A 22,812-nucleotide genomic window follows, 5' to 3' on the forward strand; every position below is an offset into this window, starting at 1 on the left:
TAAAGCAGAGCTAGCTATAGAATTGCCGCTCCTTTCACATCTCATTTGTTTGAGGACTTATGAACAGTGCACAAGTTGCGGCGTCATTCTCGCATGCAGCCGTTTCACCTAAGCGTGAAGTGATGCTAAGAGAGTTATTGGCGTTAGCAAAAATGGCATCGGCGATTGCCTTACCATTTTTGCTGTTGTCTCTGGCTTGGATATAGTCCAGAGCACACACAAGGATGTGTGCTTTCTGTTTTGACCGACCAAATACGCTATTCAGCGACACCACCTTTGGTCAACTTTGTTGGGTTCAACAAACGTTCTAGTGTTGCACGATCCAAATCGGTTTCACGTTCAGCAACATCAATAATCGCTTCACCTTCTTTATAGGCTTTCTTCGCAATATCTGCTGCTTTCAGGTAGCCAATCACTGGGTTTAATGCTGTCACCAGAATTGGATTTTTTGCCAATGCGACTTCGAGGTTGTCTTCGCGGACTTTAAATGTGGCGATTGCCTTATCTGCTAATGCAGTCGCGCTGTTAGCAAGTAGCTCAATGCTCTCCAGTACGTTGTGAGCAATCACTGGCAGCATAACATTGAGCTGAAAGTTTCCTGACTGACCTGCAACCGTGATTGTCGTATCGTTGCCTATCACTTGAGCTGCTGCCATTGCTGCCGCTTCTGGAATTACAGGGTTCACTTTTCCTGGCATGATTGATGAACCAGGCTGAAGACCTTGCAGTTCAATTTCACCTAAACCTGCCAGTGGGCCAGAGTTCATCCAACGTAGATCGTTAGCAATCTTCATTGTCGCTACCGCGGCCGTTTTTAACTGACCTGAAAGCGCAATAATAGCGTCTTGGCTGCTGAGGTTGTAAAAGAAATTCTCGCTAGAAGCAAAATCAATACGTGTTGCTTGGGCGAGATTGTCTGCGAACTTAGCAGCGAATCTAGGGTCAGCGTTAATGCCTGTGCCAACAGCCGTGCCGCCTTGCGCTAGGGCTTTGACTGCAATCAGAGATTGTTCAATGCCAGTTTTCGCTTGTTCTATTTGGAACTGCCAGCCACCTAATTCTTGGTCGAATGTAATTGGCATCGCATCCATCAAATGCGTTCGGCCAGTTTTAACACTCTCGCCAACTTCAGCTCGCTTATCGCTTAGCACTTTAGATAGATGGTTTAGCGCTGGGATAAGCTGCGTTTCTATCGCTAATACGGAGCTAATTTGGATTGCAGTAGGAACAACGTCGTTACTGCTTTGTCCCATGTTAACGTGGTCGTTAGGATTCACATCGCCACCAAGTAATTGTGAGGCGAGCGTTGCGATCACTTCATTAGCATTCATGTTTGAGCTAGTGCCAGACCCTGTCTGATAGACATCGATAGGGAAGTGCTCAATGTGCTCACCTTCAATGATGGTTTGTGCTGCATCCGCGATAGCCTGTGCAATATCACCTTCTAGTAGTCCTAGTTGGGCATTGGTCAAAGCGGCGGTTTGCTTAATGTAGGCCAGTGCTTTAATAAAGCCTTCCGGCATCACATGTTTGCTGAAGTGAAAGTTATCGACAGCACGCTGAGTTTGAGCTTGGTATAGAGCATTAAGAGGTACTTTTACCTCTCCCATACTGTCTTTCTCGGTACGAAATTCTTGTGCAGTAGGGCGTTGAGTCATCATTGGGTCCTTTTGAATTAGTCTAATGGCGCTTGTATGCGCTGTAATTGTTGTTTTAGGTGTAAAAACTGAACGTCACCATCTTCACATTGATAGTAGTAGCGTTTTAGGCACATCAATGGGGTATGGATAGAGTCTAGGCAGACTCGACGAAAAATTCGGCTGCGTATTGGATCTTGAATTGCATCAAGCAGATGAAAATAGAGCTGGCGCAGGAAAAGCTCACACAGAAGTGGGTTTTCATTGTTCGCTCCAGACTCATATTGGGATGCCAACAACATCCCCCAATGTATGTAGTCATGAATGACATCAGGTTCAAACCCACACTGAGTATAACGATCAAGAAATCGATCCTGAGATTTGTAGAATGCGTTATAAAGTAGCTGTTGATTATCCATATGCACCTCAACTTAATGTAATGATAATTATTATCAATTAAGTTGGGCGAATCAACCCTTAGTTTTGCGGTTGATTTCGATTGTGAGGGTTAGGACTGAATAGTTAGGTATCTATAAAATAAAAGCCCCACGAAATATTTAGCAGGGCTTTATGGATTGTATTGATTAGGGTTAAGGTTTTAGTGCCAGTACTTTATCAATATCTTCAGCACTGTGACGTTCAGGAACTTGTTCCCAATCTTCGCCCCAAGCCCGGTTAACAATGCGACCGCGCTGCACAGCTTCTCGGGCTTCAATTTGCTCTGCCCAACGTTTCAAGTTTTTGTAGCTATCAACGTCTAAGAATTCTGCGGCATCATAGGTCTTACCTAACACTAGGTTGCCATACCAAGGCCAGATTGCGATATCTGCGATACTGTACTCTTCACCAGCGATAAAGGTGTTGTTTTCCAGCTGTTTATCAAGAACATCTAACTGACGTTTTGCCTCCATGGCAAAGCGATTGATCGGGTATTCGAACTTCTCTGGCGCGTAGGCGTAGAAGTGACCAAATCCACCACCTAGATAAGGAGCAGAGCCTTGAAGCCAGAATAACCAGTTCATGACTTGAGTTTTAGCCGCAATATCACTTGGCAGGAAGTGACCGAATTTCTCTGCGAGATAGAGCAAGATATTGCCTGACTCAAACACATTAATCGGTGCATCGCCCGATTGGTCAACTAATGCAGGAATTTTTGAGTTTGGGTTTACCTCTACGAAGCCAGAGCCAAACTGGTCGCCCTCGCCAATCTTAATTAAGTATGCATCGTACTCGGCCTCTGTCACGCCTAGTGCAAGCAACTCTTCGAGCATGATTGTGACTTTCTGACCATTTGGAGTACCCATAGAATGGAGCTGGATAGGGTGCTGACCAACAGGTAACGCTTTCTCATGACGAGCACCAGAATCAGGACGGTTGATACTCGCCCATTGGCCGCCGTTCTCGTCATCCATTTTCCATACTTTTGGTGGTACGTATTGGTTTGTCATTGTTATTCCTTATTCAGATTGTTATCCGGCAATAATAAACATTGGGATACATAGATCGGATAAAAAGCCCTTAAGGAATTTTTTATTAGAACAGCTGGTTATTGACAATTTGGAAAGGATATAAGGAATTACTAATAAACAAACAGGCTTAGTTGGTCTAAGCCTGCATAGCGTTTAGTTGTTGGCGATTAGTGCTCTGCCTTTAAGTACGCAAGGACATCGATTAAAGAAGGCAGAATTTGGTGACCCAAAGCTTTGACTTCTTCACAAGGTTCAACAAGATCGGGGATTTGGAATGTCGTCATATGAGCCGCAACAGCGCTGCGAACGCCATTATTGGAGTCTTCAAATGCAAGGCATTGTTCTGGCTGTACATCTAGGCGCTCAGCTGCAAGCAAGTAAATTTCTGGGTCAGGTTTACCGTGCGTGACCTCACAGCCGCAGGTCAAACTAGCAAAATACTTAGACAAACCAGCAAGTTCGAGTTTAATCGTTGCAACTTCACGATGAGTGGAGGTCGCCACTGCAGTTGGAACATTGTTGCTTTTCAACCACTCTAGTAGCTCAACAACACCATCTTTTACCGGTATTGCCTGATGCTTGACGATGGCATCGTAATTTATGCGCCATTCTGCATGCAGCCTATCAAGGTCGTCACCATATGCTTGGCGAAGAATCAGATCAATGCCTGCAGAGTTTCTACCGATGATTGATAGATACACGTCTTCATAGAAAGGGAGATTGACATTTTCACAGGCTTGCTTAAACACACGCATACAAACGCGCTCAGTGTCGAGTAATAGCCCATCCATATCAAAGATGGCAGCTTGAAATTTCATAGGTACGACTTAATCCATAACAGTGTGGTCAGACATTCTTGCACACAAAATAATTATAGTAAAAGCCAAGGTTTAGGATAGTTAGTCTTAGGTGTCTAGAGGTTAAGTTCAAAGGCCTAAGCGATGCTAAGGCCTTTGAGATGACGTACTGCTACAGCTTCCACATCCTAGCGGTGCGTGCGGGAACAGTAAATTGGTGGTAACGTGAGTTAACGGTTGTTGTATCTGAGCTTAAGACATCTTTATACGCAACGTGCCAGTTAAACTCATGCTGGTAGGTATCAACAGTGGTTGTTTTACTTTCACCACATTTATTGATTCCGACAACTCCCTCTTTGCCACGCTTGAACAGCAAGGTACATTGATCACTGTGTAGCATGGTCATAGATTTACCTTGCATCGCATTGTGGAATTTGAGCATGTTGATCATGGTAGAGTTTTTCCAAACATCTGCCCAGCGACCATTATCTTTATCTTCGCTGTCAGGCAGCTCATCACTGTAGATCAGAGGCGTTCCCCCATCTTTGCCAAGAATGTAGGCATAAGCGAGTTTCTCGTCGGTAGGGTCCATAATTTGGTAACGGAAACCATCATTTGTCGGGATATCGTGGGTGATAGTAAAGGTAATCGCGCGTGCATCTTCTAACGCTTGACCATATGCCTTCGGATCATGCAGTTGGTTTAGCCCACCACCAAAAGAGAAGGCACCTCGAATAGAAGCAAATAGTGGGAAATCGTATGCAGCGTGATTAGTGTTGTTAAGGTATGGGGCTAAGAATGCTTCATAACCGGAATCACCTTTGCCGCCGCTAGTAATCACCTCACCAAACACATGCATTCCGGATGTAATGTCAGAAGAGAAAATTTGATCGATTTGATATTGGCTCATATGTTTAACCGCATCAATACGGAAGCCTTTGATACCCATCGACTTTAGCGCTTTAAGGTAACTTTTTTGTTGTGATACAACCCAGTTGTTCGGATCTAAATCTGGAAGACCTGTATCACCATCCGCGCCACATAGTCGCCAGTACTGAACGTGACCTGGATCATTCCAGTTAGTGATACATCCTGCAGGGTGAAAGTCTGATGCTGAGAACAGGTTTTGGCTCAAATCACCAAACAGTTTTTGATTTGCGTAATAACTAGCGCGAGACGAGTAGTCATTTAATACGTCGGTACCAGGGTAATTGAGGTCGCTGCGTTTCCAAGATTCATTCGCCATGTGATTCAGAACGACGTCAGCATAGACATCAATCCCTTGCGCTTTAAGAGCCGCAATCATCGCCTCTAGGTCTTGTTTGTTCCCCAGCGGTGAGTCGATAACACGTAGATCTTGTGGTTGATAGCGTGCCCACCATTGAGTGCCACTTGACTTCATTGCTGGTGAAATCAACACTTTCTTATAGCCGTTGGCAGCAATTTGCTGTGCATTCTGAGTGACATCGGAGTATTTCCAATTGAATGCATGAAGTATCGCCTCGGCACTGGCAACTTGAGGAATACAGAGTGCAGCTGTGGCAGCGAATATTGATGTTATTTTTTTCATAGGGTTTTCTCGTTATTGATATTCACAACAATGATATTTTTGCCGCTCTCTATTTGTAGCGATTAAATGTAAACCCGGAATTGTGCTCACGCTCTGTAGGGGTCAAATTTATAAAATACATACCAAGGTAGCATTTATGATCGGGTGAATGGCATCAATGCAATTTGATTTTTCTCCAGCAAAGATTGGCAAGAGGGAAGTTATATGTTTTCATTTGACCTGCAATATTATGCAATTGAATTTATTAAACTTATTGGATAACCATTGAGCGACGCGAACTTACGTAGACTCCAGCAGCTACTATTAAAATATGAACCTGACAAGGTTTACCACTTGGCGATCGAAGAGTTGGAGAACGCTTTTTCAACCTCGCGTAGAAATACTTCAAACATCATTAAAAGTTTGTCTGAACTGGGGTGGATTTGCTGGATTCCTTCGAAAGGAAGGGGCAATTTGAGCCAGCTGCAAATCAAAGTGACGCTATGTTGTGTGCTAGAAAAGCTATTTGTTGCAGAACTCGAACATGGTCGTTTTTCGAACATTACTCGGATGATGGAACTCTTCGGAGAAACTGCCGTTAAAGCGCTAACGTTAGCCACTGAAAAACAAAATCAGCTCAATGAGGAGTGTGGAAATTTACTGATAACTCAATACCCTTGGGTTGATAAATTACAACCAGCTAAAACCTATAGATTGCCCGAACTACAAATTCTACGCAGTATTTACAACACCTTACTTGTGCAGGACAAAGAAGGGAAAGTTCAAGCTGGGCTAGCACACTGTTGGCAGCTTGAAGGGCGACTTATACATCTTTGGTTAAGGCCTGAAGTGATATGTCACAACGGTAAAAGATTAGAAGTCACTCATGTAGTGGATTGCTTAAATCAACTCATGTCGATAGATGGGCCTGTTAAATATCTATTTGAGCAAGTTTGTGACATCAAGGTGGTGAGTCGAAATCAACTGACGATTGAGCTTTGTCAATCAAATCCGCTTTTTCTATATATCTTATGTCTACCTCATACTTCTGTATACAGTGAGGATAAAGCTGAGTTTGCGAATGGGTTAAGTGTAAACATAGGAACTGGACCATTTTTCGTCAAAGAGTGGGACAGCGAGCGCTTGGTTTTAAAACGGCATGGTAAGTACTATGGCCATAGTGCGCTACTTGATCAAATTACGCTGACGGAAGCTTCAGAGTTACAAGATTACAATTTGAGCTTTAATCGTAAAGAAGGTGTGGTAGAAGAGAGTATGATCAATGCTCTTTCTTACTTAGCGATTAATTATCGAAATGGCGCTGAAATTAACCAAGCTACCATTAAACAGCTTATTGATTATGTGCAGAGCCAACGAAAGCTTTTTGACTCCGATTTAGTCGTTGATGATCTGAGTTTTTCGCAATATGAGCACAAGATAATGCAGGCGGTGCCACCTCGCTTAGAAGGGCATCTAGTCATTACCAAGCCTAAACTAACGATTCCGCTGTTAAAGAAAACGGTCGCTTGGTTGAAAGATGTCATTGAGAAAACGGGCGTCACAGTGGATATAAAAACACTTGAAGATATCAGTGACCCCGGCGCGATGAGAGATCAGGCTGATATCTTGTTCATCGAGGAAATTATCGAGCAACCTCAAGATTTTGGGCTATACGATTGGCTACTCGCCTCATCAGGATTGAGGTTTATTTACAATGATGAAGCAATGCAAAAACACTGTGAAGCCGTTAAGAGGGCAGTAAGTCACCAGAACCCATACCAAGCGTTGAAAGAAATTGAGCAATCTTTATATCGCCACCAACAGTTATTGCCATTATTTCATGGAAAAGAAAAGGTGACGTGCAGTGTGGAAGTTCAAGGTGTTGAAATAAGCAAAGGCGGCTACAGCGACTTCTACAACCTTTGGATTAATAAAAATACTTGATAGAAAACATGCACTCTTTGCTCTAATTCCTTTCATGTTTTTTCTTGTCGAAGATAGCTAGTATTAGACTCGCGTTCATTACTGCCATGACGCCGCGCGCCATCCCCCCAATGGCGCGTTTTTGTCTCTAACTACTAATCAAGGTCTCCTTTAATGAATTTAAAACTTATTGCTGTTGTATCGCTCTCTGCAGGCGTTGTCGCGTGTGGGGGAGGTGGCGATGGTGGTTCATCAAGCTCAGCCACTACACCGCAAACTCGTAGTATTAAGGGTGTCGCAATTGACGGTTACATTTCGGGTGCGACAGCATTTATCGATCTTAACTACAACGGAAAACTGGATTCTGGAGAGCCGAGCGCGATCACGAACAAAGAAGGGAGTTATAGTTTGTCGTTGGCTGGTGCTAATTCGGATTGTATCGACTTTGCACCTATAGTGGTCGACGTCCCTATTGGTGCAATTGATGCAGACAGCCCGAATACACCGATTGCTGAACCGTATAAACTGGTGTTTCCACCGGCAATGACTCTAAGCAGCGAGCATGAAATCAAGTCGACGACTCCGTTGACCACAGTACTATGGAATCAAATTCAGGCCGACTTACATCAAGGCGGCATTACGAGCTGTACGCAATTGAAAACTGCGGTAAACACGCAAGACAAAGTTATTCAAAATGTGAAGCAGCTTGATCAACGTATTGCTCAGCGATACAACATTGCGGTGGATAAAATATACGGCGACTTCATTAAAGAAAAGGATGATACGGTTTATCAGCTTGCCCAAAAAATGATGCCAGCGATTAAGAAATCGTATAGCGAGACTAAATCAATTCAAGCCGTGAATGCTGGAGCGCAACAAGCTTACGTTGATTATTATTGGAAATACTGGGATGACGTGAAGAAGCAACAAGTAGACAAGTGGTACAAAGTCATAACTGTTATGACGGATACAAAACTTGTTCACAAAGAATATGAGGTTTCTGAAGATTTACAAACCGAACTTTTGCTGACTAGACAAACTGAACGAAATACCCAGCATAAAGATGGTTTAGATTATTCCAAGAACGCGACGATTTGGGTTCGTGACGATAAAACCTATACTTGTGATATTCAAGAGTCCCTTGAGCAGGTTGTACAACCTGATGCATTAACGACATACAGTTTAACAAATAGTTCGTACACTCAAGAACCCGACTGGGTGAGTTGTGCGAATAAAAATGTTGGAGCAGGTTATGCTCAGACATTGAAGGCAACTGTTGTGAACAATTATCGAGATGGTTACATCCTAGCAGATGCTTCGTTTAGATATGAAAATGATAAAGTTCCATATGCTAGGTTAGTTAACGTCGCAGACCAAGTTGCCGGTTTTAATCGTAGCACTTTGGATCATTTGAGCTATCTGTCAACAGATTTTAACGATACTTCTGTGTACAGTGCGGATTCTTGGTGGAGAGCTAAGCACCAACACATTGCAATAACACCTTTTAAATACAATCAGATTAGTATTTCTAGAAACTCTCATGGTCAGTGGTGGAAAAATACCTATTACCATAACGGTACCTCTCTTACGGAATGCTCTAAGGATCAAGGCGTCACGTGGTCTAAAGATTGCGGTTAACCTCATTTACTAATTAACTAAGCCCCTAAATGGGGCTTTTTGCAATTAGAGACTTATCTTTCGGATTTCTAGTGAAATAGAATAGAAATGTTTAGTAGACTATCTCTCTAACTATAAAATTCAAAAGGAGATAGGGATGAGTCAGCAGAAAGTAGCCTTTATTGGTTTAGGTGTGATGGGCTATCCAATGGCTGGGTTTTTAAGTAAAGCAGGCTATGAAACTAAGGTATTCAATCGTACTAAAGCCAAAGCAGAGCAATGGGCTAATGATTACCAAGGCACTGCGTGTGAGACGCCAAAACAAGCCGCTCAGGATTGTGACATCGTATTCGTCTGCGTGGGTAACGATGATGATGTGCGCAGTGTTATCTACGGTGAAGATGGTGTATTTGCAGGGCTAAAGGAAGGGGCAGTCTTAGTCGACCATACTACGACTTCCGCTGAACTAGCGGTGGAACTTGCCAAAGCGGCTCAAACCAATGGCAATCACTTTATTGATGCGCCAGTGTCGGGCGGCCAAGCAGGGGCTGAGAATGGCGTACTTACCATTATGTGTGGTGGTGAACAGGCTATATTTGATCAAGTTGCACCAGTCATGGATGTTTATGCCAAACAGATGACCTTGCTGGGTGAAAATGGTCAAGGCCAGCGCTGTAAAATGGTTAACCAGATTTGTATCGGTGGTATCTTGCAAGGCTTAAGTGAAGCGCTGTTACTTGCGCAGAAGTCAGGTTTAGATGTCGAGCAAGTCGTTGAAACATTAAAGCATGGTGCGGCAGGCTCGTGGCAGATGGAAAATCGTGCCGTGACAATGTCACAAGATAAGTTTGATTTTGGTTTTGCGATTGATTGGATGCGTAAGGACTTGGGCTTCTGTCTTAAAGAAGCAGAGCGCGTTGGGTTAGAGCTACCTTTAACTAAAAAGGTGGACGAACAATACGCCGAACTGCAGCAAGATGGCTTCGGGCGTATGGATACGTCGGTACTGATGAAAGCGGTAGCGAAACATCAGTAATAGATGAATAGTTCTTTGGTATCAAACAACTTAAAGAAATCGAAGCCTTTCATAACCAACTCTCCTCACTGGTAACACTTACTTTATAGATTATTATGAGGCGTTATATGCGCCTCATTTCTTAATCTTGGTTACATCATTAAAACTAGTGCAACTTGGGCGATTTTTCCAAGCGATTAACCGCTTTCAATAGTTCGTTTGTGCCTCCACTACTCGCTGAAGAGAGTGGAGGCGATTCAAGTTACTGTTTTAAATCGAAACGGTCTGCGTTCATGACCTTAGTCCATACATTGACAAAATCTTGAACAAACTTCTCTTTGTTATCGTCTTGTGCATATACCTCGGCGTAAGCACGCAGGATTGAGTTAGAGCCAAATACTAAGTCAACGCGAGTTGCAGTCCACTTTTCTTCGCCGCTTGCACGTTCAACGATTGAGTACGAGTTACGACCTGTTGGCTTCCACGTATAACGCATATCCGTCAAGTTAACGAAGAAGTCGTTGGTGAGTGTTCCAACCTTGTTGGTGAACACACCATGTTGAGTGTCTGAATGGTTTGTACCGAGTACTCGCATACCACCGATTAGTACTGTCATTTCAGGTGCGGTTAGGCCGAGCAATTGAGCATGGTCTAGCATCAGTTCTTCTGGGCTGACAGCGTAGTGTTTCTTCTGCCAGTTTCTGAAGCCGTCAGCCACAGGTTCAAGAACCTCAAATGATTCGATATCAGTTTGTTCTGCTGTTGCGTCACCACGACCAGCAGCGAAAGGAACCGAAATATCTATGCCACCAGCTTTAGCCGCTTGCTCAATCCCGACGTTGCCAGCTAAAACAATGGTATCTGCAACGCTAATACCGAACTCATTCGCAATGCCTTCGACTATCGGTAACACTTTAGCCAGCTTCTCTGGCTCGTTACCTTGCCATTGGTTTTGAGGTGCAAGGCGAATACGTGCGCCGTTGGCACCGCCACGTTTATCGGAATTGCGGAAGGTGCGTGCACTATCCCATGCCGTAGAGACCATCTCACTGATGCTTAAGCCACTTTGAGCGATTTTGGCTTTTACTGCCGCAACGTCATAGTCAGCTTTCCCTACTGGAACAGGGTCTTGCCAAATTAGTTCTTCAGCTGGAACGTCTGGACCAAAGTAGCGAGATTTTGGTCCCATATCGCGGTGAGTCAACTTGAACCATGCACGGGCAAAGGTTTCTGAGAAGTACTCTGGATCGTTGTGGAAACGCTCGGATATTTTACGATAGTCAGGATCAAATCGTAGAGCCATGTCCGCGTCAGTCATGATTGGGTTATGACGAATACTTGGATCTTCTACATCGACTGGCTTATCGTGCTCTTCAATATGGGTTGGCTCCCATTGCCAAGCGCCCGCGGGGCTCTTTTGTAGCCACCAATCGCAATTCAGCAGCAAGTGGAAGTAGCCATTGTCCCATTGTGTAGGATTGGTTGTCCAAGCACCTTCGATACCACTTGTCACCGTATCGCGACCGACACCGCGAGAGGTATGGTTGTTCCATCCTAAGCCTTGCTCTTCTAATTCTGCACGCTCAGGCTCCGCACCTAGTTTTGACGCATCGCCGTTACCGTGTGCTTTTCCGACAGTATGTCCACCCGCGGTAAGGGCAACGGTTTCTTCATCGTTCATCCCCATACGTGCAAAAGTCACGCGCATGTCTTGGGCTGTTTTAAGTGGATCTGGGTTACCGTCGACACCTTCTGGATTGACGTAGATAAGCCCCATCATCACAGCGGCAAGTGGATTCTCTAAATCGCGTTCACCAGAATAACGACTGTTATCTGAATCGCTGGTGGCTAGCCACTCTTGCTCTGCACCCCAGTAGATGTCCTTTTCTGGATGCCAGATATCTTCACGGCCGAAGGCAAATCCAAATGTCTCTAATCCCATTGATTCATAGGCCATGTTACCCGCAAGAATCATAAGATCAGCCCAGCTGATTTTGTTGCCATATTTTTGTTTGATTGGCCAAAGTAGGCGGCGAGCTTTATCAAGGTTACCGTTATCTGGCCAAGAGTTAAGAGGAGCAAAACGCTGATTACCTGTATCCGCGCCGCCGCGACCATCACCAATACGGTACGTGCCTGCAGAGTGCCATGCCATACGAATCATCAAGCCGCCGTAGTGTCCCCAGTCCGCGGGCCACCAATCTTGGCTGTCCGTCATCAATGCTTTCAAATCGTTTTTAAGGGCGTTTACGTCAAGCTTTTTAAGTTGCTCTCGATAGTTAAAATCAGCGCCCAGTGGGTTAGTTTTTTGGTCGTGTTGATGAAGGATGTCGAGGTTAAGCGCGTTTGGCCACCAAGCGACATTGGATGAATTTGAAGAGGTTGCGCCGCCGTGCATTACTGGGCATTGACCACCATTGTTACCATTTTTGTGTTCCATGATTTTGCTCCTTAGTGTCGCGTACTTTCGGCTGTCTGGTTGATTCTTGTTTTGTCGGTGACAGTCGAGTTGTTCATGTTTAACAAGTCTTACAGGACTGTTTATCTACGACAGAGAATAGTAGGCAGGGGCTTAGATATAAAACTGATTGTAGCTATGTTATCGATAGATAATTTCTATCTTGAGGGACGCTAAGAGGATAAATAGAACATAAAAGGCTAGGTAATAGGCTGCCAAACTGAGTTTGGCAGCTTGAAAGCGAACAGGTTATGAGAACTTGAGTTCTAGCTGCTGCGCTTTTTGCCATGTTTCATGGCTCGCGAGTTGATCTGCATAGTTTGTGATATTGGGATAGCGCTCTAGCAAACCAAAGTTGGTGAGAATATCGACGATGAAAGACATCATAATATCGGCACCAGTGAGCTTGTCAGCAACCAGATAGCGCTTGCCTTCAAGGAGTTGATCAACATAACTCATCACTTTATCCAGCTCGATTGCCGCATAGTCAGGCAAAAAGTTCATCGCAGCGCCATCTTTTTCAACGAACACTTTTAGTAACAGCGGCAGAGCTGCGGAGCTCTCAGCAAAGTGAAGCCACTGTAAATAATCTAAGTGGTCGTCGGTCCCTTTTGCAGGTGCCAGTGTATCCGAGGCATATTTATCAATCAGATACTCTGTAATAGCACCCGACTCAGTGATCACTCTCCCAGCTTCTTCAATAACCGGAGACTTACCAAGTGGGTGAATGGACTTGAGCTCTGGCGGAGCTAGAAATGTCACACTATCACGACGATAAGGAACGATTTCATAGTTTACGCCGAGCTCTTCAAGCAACCAGATAATACGCTTGGAACGAGATTGATTTAAATGGTGTAACTTAATCATGTTAGTTCCTTATAGTGCGTCGTTGGTCTTGATAACCAGTTTGCCAAAATTCTTACCTTCTAATAGGCCGATAAATGCTTCAGGAGCCTTATCAAAGCCTTCTACGAGGTGCTCACGGTAATGAATTTTTCCTTCGGCAAGCCATTGGCCCATATCTGCTGCAAACTCTCCGTAGCGGTGCCCATAGTCGTCAAAAATAATGAATCCCTGCATTTTGATTCGTTTGATCAAAAGCTGAGCCATCAGCATCGACATTCTGTCTGGACCTTCCGGTAAAGAAGTAGCGTTGTACTGAGAGATAAGGCCACACAGAGGAACACGCGCACCTGTGTTGAGTAGCGGCATAACAGCGTCGAACACCTTGCCACCCACGTTCTCAAAATAGATATCGATACCGTGTTCACACGCTGCTGCTAATTGCTGTTCGAGGTCATCTGCTTTGTGATCGAGACAAAGATCAAAACCCAACTTTTCGACTGCGTAACGGCACTTTTCTTCGCCACCGGCCACACCGATAACGTGGCAGCCTTTTAGCTTACCAATTTGACCAACCATAGAGCCTACAGCCCCGGTTGCCGCAGCGACAACAAGAGTATCTCCGGCTTTAGGTTGTCCAATATCAAGCAGTCCCATGTAAGCGGTAAAACCAGGCATCCCCATTACGCCAAGCGCATAAGATGGGTGAGTAGGGTTCTTGCCCATTTTAATCAGTCCTTCACCGTCGGAGACACCATAGTCTTGCCAACCAGTAAAGGCTAATACCCATTCACCAACTTCGTAATCTGGATGATTTGAAGCTTCAACTTGGCAAACGGTTCCCCCTACCATCACTTCATCTAGGGCAACAGGATCAGCGTAGGATTTAGCATCGCTCATACGACCACGCATATAGGGATCCAGAGACAGATAGACGCTACGAAGTAACATTTCGCCTTGCTGAGGTTGTGGCTTCTCAGACTCTTCTAGGCGGAAGTTTTCAGCTACAGGGGCACCTGTAGGGCGAGAGGCGAGTACAATACGTCGGTTTGCGTTATTAGTCATTGAGTGATTTTCCTATTATTAGACCAGTCGTCTAGTTATTGTTTCAAAAAATTCCCGTAGGACACTTCAACTACGGGAATTGTGCAATTAAGAGTTTAGTAGCGCTTTGGTTGTTTCTAGGCTGTGCTCAAGATGAGTATGATCTTGAACCAGCTTGTTAAGTAAACTTGCGCCAAGCCACTGTTGATATAGCTGTGTCGCTGTCGCATGAGGATTTACCGCTGATATCGAGCCATCTTTAATACCAGCTTGAATGCATTGAGCGATCGATTCAATGATCCGACCCGCACCTGAGGCTAAAGCGACGCGCATAGTCTCTGACAAGTCTGAAACCTCTGCGCTGAGCTTTACGACTAAACAGCGATTGGCATTACATACGCCGTTTTCCACTTCAAGCCAGCGTGAAAAATACCCCATTAATCGTTCGTTAGCATTACCTTCTTCGGAGTTAAAAAATGCGTTAAGTCGCGCAAGATAGGATCTAAAGTAATCTTCGATTAAGGCTTCACCAAATTGCTCCTTAGACTTGAAGTAGTGATAAAAAGAGCCTTTGGGTACATCCGCGGCTTTTAATAGTTGCGACAAACCAACAGCCGTAAAGCCCTTGGTCACCACTAATTCATAGCCCACATCGAGTATATGCTGGCGAGTATCGTTCGTTTTTTCTTTCATGAGGTGCACTATAAATTAAATTAGACCAGTCGTCTAGTGGGTGTTGACGGCAAATTAAATCTGCACTTTTTGATGTGGGCTAGCGTGATAAATAAACCGATAAAGCATCACTCATAATCTGAACTAACAGACTATGAGTGATAAATGAGTAGTTAGGGTTTGAGAGGAAGAATATCTGTGATGGTTGCAGTAGGCGCTTTCTCAACATTGGCATGAGTATGGATAGCTTGGCTACGCCCTTGCTCCTTAGCCTGATAAAGCGCAGTATCAGCTGCTTTGACCAAATCAGTGGTGGATGCATTTAGCTCTGGGAATGTGGTCACACCGATAGAAACGCCCAGTTGTCCTAAGGAGAGACCTTTCATGTCCAAGTGCAGCTCTCTCACTGATTCGACGATAAGGTTAGCAAGTTTAAGCGCTTCTTCTTTACCGGTATCAGGACAGATAATCGCAAGCTCTTCCCCGCCCAGTCGACAAGCGACCTGATTCTCTTCGATTGAGCGATTGAGCAATCCAGACACCTCTTTTAGAACGTAATCTCCCGCATCATGACCAAAGTTATCGTTAAAGCGTTTAAAATGATCAAGGTCGAGCATGAGTAGTGATAGTTCAGCATGGTCTTGCTCTGCTTTGGACCATTCTCTGTCAAAGACTTCTTCAAAGTAGCGTCGATTGAACAAGCCTGTAAGTGGATCTCGCATCGCTTGTGAGCGTAACTTCTCCTGCAAGCTCAAGTTAGCTAGTGCTAATCCAAGGTGCTCAGCGAGCGTAAAAGCTAATTGTTTGGTTTCTTCACTGACTTCCTGAGATTGAACCCCAAAATAAAGGTGGAACATGCCAACGGTATTACCATGTGCGGTAAGAGGGATGCATAAAGTTGTTCCGTCTTCATCTAAGCCACTCATATGACTGCAGACTAAATTGTGATGCTTTTCATGAGATAGATGAAACTTACCTTTTCTAAGTGCCCAGCAGTCATTTGGTGCATAGACTTTACTCGCTGGCCATTCACCACCCCAGTCCAGTTTCACTTCGAGTTGGTTACGTGACTCGCGCATGATCGACACGCTGCCATTAATGTCTCCGAGTAGCCTAGGGATGATATCCGCGACAACAACTTGCGCTTCTTTAATGCTATTACATGCTGCAAGCATATTGGCGAGTTGGTGCAATAATTCAATCTCACGCGTACTCTTTGCAATCCGCATTTCCTGCTGTTGACGCTCATGGTTGACCACGGCAAAGATTCTTCGATGACTAAACCAAGAAGAGGCGATGAGTACGATAAAGGAAGCGGCCATTAAGGCATCGACAATTAACTCTAGGTCCAATGTCATTGCGGTAAGCGCTGTAAGTGGCATGGCGAGGCGGATGACATATTTCGTGTCATGCCCATGCTCATCGGGCGGAAGCTCTAGAGTTTTGGCAACATAGAGTAAATCTTGGTTGATAGATTCACTGTACCGCTTTGATATACCCACTCCGCCACTCAGTGCTTCAGCAATTTCTGGACGATTACTATGGTCATCCAGTGCGTTAATCTCTCGATTTGAAAGCTGCGAGTCGCCAAGTACCTTACCGCTGCTATGTATGATGGTAAAGCGTTGTCCAAAGCGTGATTGGGATAAGTTATCGATAAAGACGTCAATCTCAGGTTGTTCCATATCATAAAGATCGAGTTTCTTTTCGTGGATTTGATGCGCCACGTCATCAAGTAAGCCAGACATGTAGCCACTTACGATACGTTTCGTCCAGTCGGCTAGCGTAGTATGGAAAAAGTAGCCACCCACAATCATGGAAATAGCGAGCGCTACGATGGGTAAATATTGAAATCTATGTAGAGAAGAAACTGACATTGATACCACACACAATATAAGGTTATTGATTCAATTGAATATTTTGCCTATATATCAGTTTAGCTGCATATCAAAAAAAAGTAGGAGAAGTGATGGATTTGGAAGAAAGATCAAGTTTTCAAATGCCCGCAGACGCAGAAAGTGTCTGCGGGCATTTGGTTTAAACTAGCTCGTAGCTAATTTCGAACAATGTGTCCGTGTTAGGGTAGATTTCTCGAATTAACTTTTTCAGCTTAGGCAGTTCAATGTACTCTTGCTGCGCATGAAACTCGTTAATATCATCAAAGTGCAGCGGTTTCACAGACAAGATTTTCACCTCACACACTTTTTCATCGGTCTCTAGGGTGAAAACTTCAACCGTGGTGCCTGGTACGTAGTGAGACTCTGATTCATCGCGAATCGTAATGGTCTTCTTACCGGAGGCGACTAACGGAGTCAGAAACTCGAAGAAGGTGATTTTTGTTGGGGCAGTCATTTAATCTTCCTTTGGCTGACGCTTGTGCTTAGGTACATAATTCAAAATTGAAATGGGTACAGGTTTTCGTGGGGCGAATCCTTCAACTTCACGGCGTTCAATGAGATGGCCCAAGCGAGATTCGATCATGCAAAGGTTTTTGAAGTTGTCTTTGGATACGAAAGAAATCGCTTCACCTTGAGCATCTGCGCGACCGGTACGCCCGATGCGGTGTACATACTCATCGGCAGGGAACGGCAAATCATAGTTAATCACACGCGTTAAACCTTCAATATCGATACCGCGAGCGCCAACCCCTGTTGCGATCATGTACTTAATCTTACCTGCTTTAAAGTCTTCCAACAGTTGTGAGCGAACCGCTTGGCTACGACCACTGTGGAATGGTTCGGCCGTAATGCCACGTTTTTCGAGCTGAGAGGCGAGCTTAGCAGCGCCATGTTTTGTTTCAATAAATATCAGCGCTTGGTCCCAATCATTCTCATTGATTAGATGGCTCAGTAGGGCAGATTTCTTGTCTTTATCAACGGTAATCAGCCATTGCTCGATGTTCTTTTTCGAGGCTTGGTTTGCTGCAATTGAGATTTCGTAAGGGTCGTGTACCGCTGTTTTTGCTAGGTCTCGAACCTTGTTTGAAAGTGTGGCAGAGAACAGAAGGTTCTGAATATCTGTTGGTAAGCGATCAAGGATTTTGTTGATGTCATCAATAAAGCCCATATCCAGCATGCGGTCGGCTTCATCAAGCACCAAGACTTCGACTTCTTCAAAATGTACCGCGCGCTTGCCGTACATATCAATCAGACGCCCCGGCGTTGCAACGAGAATATCGACACCTTCGATTAAAGCTTGCTTCTGGGCTTGCTCATCAACACCACCGTACATAGCGAGAGAGGTCAGAGGTAGGTGCTGACTGTAATCTTGAATCTTCTGTTCAACTTGAACCGCTAGTTCACGAGTCGGGGTCAGAATGAGAGCTCGAATGCGCTTTTTACGTTGTGTTTCACCTTGGCTAAGTTTTTCCAGAATAGGTAACACAAAGCTTGCGGTTTTACCTGTACCAGTTTGAGCAGCGGCGATGAGATCTTCTCCGCGGAGAATGACAGGAATCGCTTTAATTTGGATATTGGTGGGTTTTTGATAGCCAAGTTGAGAAATAGCATCAGTGATAGGTTGGCTTAAGCCGAGTTTCGAGAAAGACATGCTTACACTCTGAATCTAGATTAAATCAGGGGGAGAGCCCCATAGTTGCAGCAGAGTGTAGCATGAAGAGGGGGATGACAATTAACTTTGTTTTTCCAGATACCAACTGCCTTTGCAGATGCCGTTTTTCAAATGCCACTCGCCGGAGATTCGGTTACCGCTCGCCTTGCCTGTAAAACGGTAATCCCACTGATTATTGGTAGCGTAGAGTACAAGTCCACCTCCAGTTGAGTCGATCCAACCTTTTAAAGGTGTGCCATTGTAAGTCAAAATGAACTGAGCAAACCCTTCAGCAACGGTTCCAGTGATGGTGGTCTTTGAACACATATTGTTGCCACTTACGTCGACTCTTCGACCTATCCATTGCCCATCGAACTCGTGTGAAACAGCAAAATTTGGATGCGAAGGTAATTTAGGGAACGTATCAGGATTGTTTGAACCGAAAAGCTGTGACTGCTGACCGACAACAACAAAGATACCGAAGCCAACAAAGGTTGCGATAAGAAATAGTTTCTTCATTAGTAGCCCATTTGAATAATTTCGGTAGTAATATCTGTTTTGACAGAGTTTGCGATAAAGCAGTGCTGGTGTGCCAAATGGTGTAGCTTTTCAAGTTGTTCCAAGGAGGGTTGCTTTTCACCTTTAAATTCGATCTTTGGGCGTAGTATGACTCGTGTGACGGAACTTCTACCTGATGAGTCTTCTTCAAGGAAGCCCACGGCTTCATCGGTATAGCTGTCTATGATGTAGCGGCGTTTCGCAGCAATGCCAAGAAAGGTCAGCATATGACAACTTGAAATGGAGGCAATAAAGGCTTCTTCCGGGTCGACGTTTTCTTCTACTGACAGAGGGAGCGGAATAACATGGGGTGATGATGAAGCAGGAACTGTGATTCCACCATCAAAATACCATGTATGGGCGCGACTATATTGGTTGTCGTTGAAGGCATCACTTGGGCCTCGTTGCCACTTTACCGCTGCGCTAAACTTGGACATCGCTATCATTCCTTTTGGTCGCTCATTCCGCCAATTGATTTGTCTAACATGATTGAATGATTAGGTAGAAGCGTTGTGACTTAAAATTTAAGCGTGCCTCACAGGAATGTTTGAAAGCTCTAGATGATACTAGAGCTTCTCTTTTTATTGGCGTAGGTGTTCATTACTGTTTGTATTTGCCTTCAATTGAAGCTTGTCTGTATTGCTCAAGTTTACCTTCGGCTTCTAATTTAGCTAATCCGCGATTAAAGGCGTCTAACAGTTCTTGGTTACGTGGTGAGTTTTTTGAAATGATCACGAAGTAGTCGCGCTCTGTAAGCATCTTAGCATTGGGCTCAATCGCTCCAGTAAGACCAAGCTTAGTCACTGTTTCCATACCGACATCCATATCTTCCAAAACCACATCTAAACGGCCTGCCTTGAGCTTTTTGTAGTTGTTTTCGGCGCTTGCGATACGCTGTATTTTGACCGTTCCAGCTTTTTCTAAATCTTCAATACCATAGGCATAGCCAGTCACTCCGCCGATTTTTAGAGACGACAGATCTTCTCGGTTACTCCAAGTGACAGGTTTGCTTGTTTGCTGAAATAGGGCGGTACTCAAAGTAATAACAGGATTGGAATAGAGGAAGTGTTGTTCACGGTCTGGGTTTTTACTCCAGATAAGAGAGCCGTCATAGTTACCCGCTTTTGCTTCTTCAAAACCTCGTTTCCAAGGCATGTAGTCAAACTCTACGGTGTAACCTTCAGCTTCGAAAGCTTCCCGGACAATTTGAGTGATAAATCCCCCTTCTTTGAGAGATTTCGATTGATAAGGTGCCCACTCGCCATTAGCAAGCTTAACCGTATTAGCATAAGAGATGTGAGAGACAGAAAGGGCAAAGATTAAAGCGATGAGCTTGAAGCTTTGTTTGAGCATGGTGCAATCCTCTAGAGAATGTCAGTATCTAAAGAATAGTTGCTGATATTCATATCACCAACGAAAGGTTGATGATATGAATCAACGAAAGTTTAGAAGCTCTCTGGTGCTTCGAAGGTCATAGGTTGTTTCGAGTAAGGGTGTTCCAGCTCAAGTCGCTCGGCATGCAAATGCAATCGGTCTGCTTTTTCGCCATATAAAGTATCGCCAACCATAGGCAGGTTAAGCCCTAAGTGGTGAGCACAATGCACGCGAAGTTGATGAGTACGACCGGTTTTAGGGTACATGTAGAGTTTGCTTCTACCATTAACTGTAGAAATCTCCTCCCAGTAGGTTTGCGCGGGCTTGCCATGATCAAAGCAGACCAATTGGCGTGGGCGATCGACTGGGTCACCACGCATTGGCAGATTAATTTCACCACTAGACTCAGAGACAGTGCCTTCAAGTAGTGCCACGTAACGCTTTTGCACGCTGCGAGAAATAAATTGCTTTTGCAGACTCTTATTGGCGCGCTTGGTTAAGGCAAACACCAATAAACCAGACGTTGCCATATCAAGTCTGTGGATGACGAAAGGTCCTTCGACATCAGGGTAACGTTCTTGAAGTCGGGTGTAGGCCGAATCTGTGATGGTCTTTCCCGGTACAGATAGCAACCCAGAAGGCTTATTGACGACAACCATCGCGTCATCTTCAAATAAGATCTCTAGCTCTTTATCTTCTGCCCAATTTTCTTCGAGAGGATTATCGTCAACCAACATCCCTTCAAGCATATGTCCAAGGATTGGTTGGCATTTACTGTTACACGAAGGATAGAACTTAGTGTGCTGACGAATTTCAGATTTGGGTGAAACGCCCCACCAAAACTCAGCCAGTGCTAGCGGCTTAAAGCCATGCTTAAAGGCGTAGTGGAGTAGCTTAGGCGCTGCACATTCACCTGCTCCTGCTGGTGGAATCGGAGAGGTAGTGGGTGCAAAGATTGATTTTAGGGAGCGTTCTTCAGCGCGAATATTTAAGAAACGGTATTGCTCAAAAAGTTTGTTTTGCAAAGCATTAGAGAGCGATTTACGTTTCTCCTTTAAAGCATTCAGTGACGTTGTCAGTTCATTTAGTTTTGAGCTGACGTCAGCGATTTTCTCTTCCCACTCTAACTTTAAGTACTTAAGGACGTTTTTCTCAGCCACGCTTTGTTTACTCAATTCAACGAGTAGGGCATCAAGTTGGCTAGCGTCGAGGTTGGCTTCGACTTGTTTTCTTAGTTCTTTTCGCTTAGCGCGCCCTTCAATAATCGAGTTACGTTGCTCTTGTTCTGCCTCTGCATAACCTTGTTCCAACTGACTTAATGCTTGCTTAAGCTGTAGCAGTTCTGGGTTGGATTGTTCTGCTTTAACCGCTTGATTGAGCTGAGTGATCTCAGCGAGATCGGTACGAAAGAAGCTCTCTTCCGCTAACATATCAAACACGGGTGGAACAAAGCCAGGTAATAAGTTTTGATCGGCGATTTTGCCAGAAAACGCAGAGAAATAGCCTATTTCGCCTTCGGGAGACTGAACAAGAAGCACGCCGAACATCTTACCTGTGCCATCTGGGTTACCATCAATACCAAAATCATGATGCCAAGCTCGTTGCACAGTAAGGTGGCGTTGCAGCTGCTGCGCGGCTAGGACACACAGTGGGTGAGGCTGGTAGTAAAAAGGAAAGGTAAACTTCTCGGGTAGTGGATACGATTGGATATCACTATCGAAACGAGTGAAAAGCTGGTTTGGGTGGTGCATTAAAGTATTCACTACAGGTAAAATCAATTGGGCGTGATTCTACCTGTTTGTGAGCATATTTCTAGTTTAGAAAACTAGGCCACAGACTCTAGCGAACGTAATTAATCTGCGCCGAAATAAACCAGTGCTGAACCGTGCCATCCGCTCTTTCAACCCAAAGGTCATTGTCTAATTGCTTCACACGACCATTAATCGTAATTGAAAGCTTGTTCTCATCCGTTTGGTTTACTTTGATGAAAGGGTCTGAAGTAATCAGAAATGGGGTCGCATCTTTTACCGAACTGTTTTCATCGATTAGAAAGAAGTGATTCAGTTTGCCATCTTCGGGCTTGGTCGAGATTGCCTTGTGACCGATGAGCTTGAACCCTTCACCAACGGGTTGATTAAGAATTTCGCTACTGAGTCTGACATGGGTAGGGATAAAAACCCAAGCGAGAACAAGGGCAACAGTGACCAAGGCAGCGCCTAGAGAGATTTTGAGTTTCGACATGCTGTGTTATTGAGATGTTTGGAACAGAGGCACATATTAGCACAGTTCTATACTGCAATTCGCGCT

At 44.6% G+C, this 22,812-nt stretch carries 21 protein-coding genes; 4 read left to right on the top strand and 17 right to left on the bottom strand.

Annotation, left to right across the window (positions count from 1 at the left end; all coding sequences use genetic code 11):
- The first annotated feature begins 59 nt into the window (after nucleotides 1–59).
- On the top strand, nucleotides 60–206 hold the full coding sequence (locus IX91_RS26675; RefSeq protein WP_004743030.1) for a hypothetical protein: 147 nt from the start codon (nucleotides 60–62) through the stop codon (nucleotides 204–206).
- Nucleotides 207–257: 51 nt separating this feature from the next.
- Here IX91_RS26675 and IX91_RS18170 read toward each other — a convergent pair whose 3' ends face one another.
- From IX91_RS18170 to IX91_RS18190, 5 genes are all read right to left on the bottom strand, one after another.
- Nucleotides 258–1,658 carry a class II fumarate hydratase gene (locus IX91_RS18170; protein ID WP_004743031.1) on the bottom strand — a complete coding sequence of 467 codons (1,401 nt, stop codon included), beginning with the start codon at nucleotides 1,656–1,658 and terminating at the stop codon, nucleotides 258–260.
- A 17-nt stretch (nucleotides 1,659–1,675) separates the two neighbouring features.
- Entirely contained in the window at nucleotides 1,676–2,056 is a 381-nt protein-coding gene (locus IX91_RS18175; RefSeq protein ID WP_004743032.1) for a hypothetical protein, read from the bottom strand.
- Between the two features lie 171 nt (nucleotides 2,057–2,227).
- Nucleotides 2,228–3,085, bottom strand: a complete 858-nt coding sequence (gene yghU, locus IX91_RS18180) for a glutathione-dependent disulfide-bond oxidoreductase (RefSeq protein WP_004743033.1) — start codon at nucleotides 3,083–3,085, stop codon at nucleotides 2,228–2,230.
- 188 nt (nucleotides 3,086–3,273) lie between these two features.
- Entirely contained in the window at nucleotides 3,274–3,924 is a 651-nt protein-coding gene (locus tag IX91_RS18185; RefSeq protein WP_004743034.1) for an HAD family hydrolase, read from the bottom strand.
- Nucleotides 3,925–4,075: 151 nt separating this feature from the next.
- Nucleotides 4,076–5,473 carry an alpha-amylase family protein gene (locus IX91_RS18190; RefSeq protein WP_004743035.1) on the bottom strand — a complete coding sequence of 466 codons (1,398 nt, stop codon included), beginning with the start codon at nucleotides 5,471–5,473 and terminating at the stop codon, nucleotides 4,076–4,078.
- A gap of 264 nt (nucleotides 5,474–5,737) precedes the next feature.
- On the opposite strand from IX91_RS18190, the gene IX91_RS18195 reads away from it, so the two are divergent.
- From IX91_RS18195 to IX91_RS18205, 3 genes are all read left to right on the top strand, one after another.
- Entirely contained in the window at nucleotides 5,738–7,396 is a 1,659-nt protein-coding gene (locus tag IX91_RS18195; protein WP_004743036.1) for an ABC transporter substrate-binding protein, read from the top strand.
- A gap of 153 nt (nucleotides 7,397–7,549) precedes the next feature.
- The gene (locus IX91_RS18200) at nucleotides 7,550–9,013 is read left to right on the top strand and encodes a hypothetical protein (protein WP_004743037.1); all 1,464 of its coding nucleotides are present in this window, start codon (nucleotides 7,550–7,552) and stop codon (nucleotides 9,011–9,013) included.
- A 136-nt stretch (nucleotides 9,014–9,149) separates the two neighbouring features.
- On the top strand, nucleotides 9,150–10,028 hold the full coding sequence (locus IX91_RS18205) for an NAD(P)-dependent oxidoreductase (protein ID WP_004749428.1): 879 nt from the start codon (nucleotides 9,150–9,152) through the stop codon (nucleotides 10,026–10,028).
- 241 nt (nucleotides 10,029–10,269) lie between these two features.
- On the opposite strand, the gene katG is transcribed toward IX91_RS18205, so the two are convergent.
- From katG to IX91_RS18265, 12 genes are all read right to left on the bottom strand, one after another.
- Nucleotides 10,270–12,447, bottom strand: coding sequence for a catalase/peroxidase HPI (gene katG, locus IX91_RS18210; protein WP_004746918.1), 2,178 nt, complete (start codon nucleotides 12,445–12,447; stop codon nucleotides 10,270–10,272).
- Nucleotides 12,448–12,714: 267 nt separating this feature from the next.
- Nucleotides 12,715–13,332 carry a glutathione S-transferase family protein gene (locus tag IX91_RS18215; protein WP_004746919.1) on the bottom strand — a complete coding sequence of 206 codons (618 nt, stop codon included), beginning with the start codon at nucleotides 13,330–13,332 and terminating at the stop codon, nucleotides 12,715–12,717.
- 9 nt (nucleotides 13,333–13,341) lie between these two features.
- Complete coding sequence (locus tag IX91_RS18220) at nucleotides 13,342–14,373, bottom strand: NADP-dependent oxidoreductase (RefSeq protein WP_004746922.1); 1,032 nt, start codon at nucleotides 14,371–14,373, stop codon at nucleotides 13,342–13,344.
- 87 nt (nucleotides 14,374–14,460) lie between these two features.
- Nucleotides 14,461–15,045 carry a TetR/AcrR family transcriptional regulator gene (locus IX91_RS18225; RefSeq protein ID WP_004746924.1) on the bottom strand — a complete coding sequence of 195 codons (585 nt, stop codon included), beginning with the start codon at nucleotides 15,043–15,045 and terminating at the stop codon, nucleotides 14,461–14,463.
- A 152-nt stretch (nucleotides 15,046–15,197) separates the two neighbouring features.
- Nucleotides 15,198–16,901 carry a sensor domain-containing diguanylate cyclase gene (locus tag IX91_RS18230; protein WP_004746926.1) on the bottom strand — a complete coding sequence of 568 codons (1,704 nt, stop codon included), beginning with the start codon at nucleotides 16,899–16,901 and terminating at the stop codon, nucleotides 15,198–15,200.
- Between the two features lie 160 nt (nucleotides 16,902–17,061).
- Nucleotides 17,062–17,376, bottom strand: a complete 315-nt coding sequence (gene yqfB, locus IX91_RS18235) for a N(4)-acetylcytidine aminohydrolase (protein WP_004746927.1) — start codon at nucleotides 17,374–17,376, stop codon at nucleotides 17,062–17,064.
- Nucleotides 17,377–18,573 (bottom strand): DEAD/DEAH box helicase, encoded by a 1,197-nt coding sequence (locus IX91_RS18240; protein WP_004746929.1) that lies wholly within the window; start codon nucleotides 18,571–18,573, stop codon nucleotides 17,377–17,379.
- A gap of 81 nt (nucleotides 18,574–18,654) precedes the next feature.
- Complete coding sequence (locus IX91_RS18245) at nucleotides 18,655–19,092, bottom strand: hypothetical protein (RefSeq protein ID WP_004746932.1); 438 nt, start codon at nucleotides 19,090–19,092, stop codon at nucleotides 18,655–18,657.
- The gene (locus IX91_RS18250; RefSeq protein ID WP_004746934.1) at nucleotides 19,092–19,568 is read right to left on the bottom strand and encodes an OsmC family protein; all 477 of its coding nucleotides are present in this window, start codon (nucleotides 19,566–19,568) and stop codon (nucleotides 19,092–19,094) included. The genes IX91_RS18245 and IX91_RS18250 overlap by 1 nt, the downstream gene beginning before the upstream one ends.
- Nucleotides 19,569–19,731: 163 nt before the next feature.
- Nucleotides 19,732–20,484: a substrate-binding periplasmic protein gene (locus IX91_RS18255; protein WP_004746935.1), complete on the bottom strand. Its 753-nt coding sequence runs from the start codon at nucleotides 20,482–20,484 to the stop codon at nucleotides 19,732–19,734.
- 92 nt (nucleotides 20,485–20,576) lie between these two features.
- Complete coding sequence (locus tag IX91_RS18260) at nucleotides 20,577–22,256, bottom strand: RluA family pseudouridine synthase (RefSeq protein ID WP_004746936.1); 1,680 nt, start codon at nucleotides 22,254–22,256, stop codon at nucleotides 20,577–20,579.
- 88 nt (nucleotides 22,257–22,344) lie between these two features.
- Entirely contained in the window at nucleotides 22,345–22,746 is a 402-nt protein-coding gene (locus IX91_RS18265) for a hypothetical protein (RefSeq protein WP_004746938.1), read from the bottom strand.
- Nucleotides 22,747–22,812 lie beyond the last annotated feature (66 nt).

It is taken from the genome of Vibrio tubiashii ATCC 19109, from assembly GCF_000772105.1.
GTDB lineage: Bacteria > Pseudomonadota > Gammaproteobacteria > Enterobacterales > Vibrionaceae > Vibrio > Vibrio tubiashii.

Excerpts from the sequence above, each read along its gene's own strand:
- IX91_RS26675 (WP_004743030.1), top strand. The coding sequence starts at position 60 with ATGAACAGTGCACAAGTTGCGGCGTCATTCTCGCATGCAGCCGTTTCA.
- IX91_RS18170 (WP_004743031.1), bottom strand. The coding sequence starts at position 1,658 with ATGACTCAACGCCCTACTGCACAAGAATTTCGTACCGAGAAAGACAGT.
- IX91_RS18175 (WP_004743032.1), bottom strand. The coding sequence starts at position 2,056 with ATGGATAATCAACAGCTACTTTATAACGCATTCTACAAATCTCAGGAT.
- yghU (WP_004743033.1), bottom strand. The coding sequence starts at position 3,085 with ATGACAAACCAATACGTACCACCAAAAGTATGGAAAATGGATGACGAG.
- IX91_RS18185 (WP_004743034.1), bottom strand. The coding sequence starts at position 3,924 with ATGAAATTTCAAGCTGCCATCTTTGATATGGATGGGCTATTACTCGAC.
- IX91_RS18190 (WP_004743035.1), bottom strand. The coding sequence starts at position 5,473 with ATGAAAAAAATAACATCAATATTCGCTGCCACAGCTGCACTCTGTATT.
- IX91_RS18200 (WP_004743037.1), top strand. The coding sequence starts at position 7,550 with ATGAATTTAAAACTTATTGCTGTTGTATCGCTCTCTGCAGGCGTTGTC.
- IX91_RS18205 (WP_004749428.1), top strand. The coding sequence starts at position 9,150 with ATGAGTCAGCAGAAAGTAGCCTTTATTGGTTTAGGTGTGATGGGCTAT.
- katG (WP_004746918.1), bottom strand. The coding sequence starts at position 12,447 with ATGGAACACAAAAATGGTAACAATGGTGGTCAATGCCCAGTAATGCAC.
- IX91_RS18215 (WP_004746919.1), bottom strand. The coding sequence starts at position 13,332 with ATGATTAAGTTACACCATTTAAATCAATCTCGTTCCAAGCGTATTATC.
- IX91_RS18220 (WP_004746922.1), bottom strand. The coding sequence starts at position 14,373 with ATGACTAATAACGCAAACCGACGTATTGTACTCGCCTCTCGCCCTACA.
- IX91_RS18225 (WP_004746924.1), bottom strand. The coding sequence starts at position 15,045 with ATGAAAGAAAAAACGAACGATACTCGCCAGCATATACTCGATGTGGGC.
- IX91_RS18230 (WP_004746926.1), bottom strand. The coding sequence starts at position 16,901 with ATGTCAGTTTCTTCTCTACATAGATTTCAATATTTACCCATCGTAGCG.
- yqfB (WP_004746927.1), bottom strand. The coding sequence starts at position 17,376 with ATGACTGCCCCAACAAAAATCACCTTCTTCGAGTTTCTGACTCCGTTA.
- IX91_RS18240 (WP_004746929.1), bottom strand. The coding sequence starts at position 18,573 with ATGTCTTTCTCGAAACTCGGCTTAAGCCAACCTATCACTGATGCTATT.
- IX91_RS18245 (WP_004746932.1), bottom strand. The coding sequence starts at position 19,092 with ATGAAGAAACTATTTCTTATCGCAACCTTTGTTGGCTTCGGTATCTTT.
- IX91_RS18250 (WP_004746934.1), bottom strand. The coding sequence starts at position 19,568 with ATGTCCAAGTTTAGCGCAGCGGTAAAGTGGCAACGAGGCCCAAGTGAT.
- IX91_RS18255 (WP_004746935.1), bottom strand. The coding sequence starts at position 20,484 with ATGCTCAAACAAAGCTTCAAGCTCATCGCTTTAATCTTTGCCCTTTCT.
- IX91_RS18260 (WP_004746936.1), bottom strand. The coding sequence starts at position 22,256 with ATGCACCACCCAAACCAGCTTTTCACTCGTTTCGATAGTGATATCCAA.
- IX91_RS18265 (WP_004746938.1), bottom strand. The coding sequence starts at position 22,746 with ATGTCGAAACTCAAAATCTCTCTAGGCGCTGCCTTGGTCACTGTTGCC.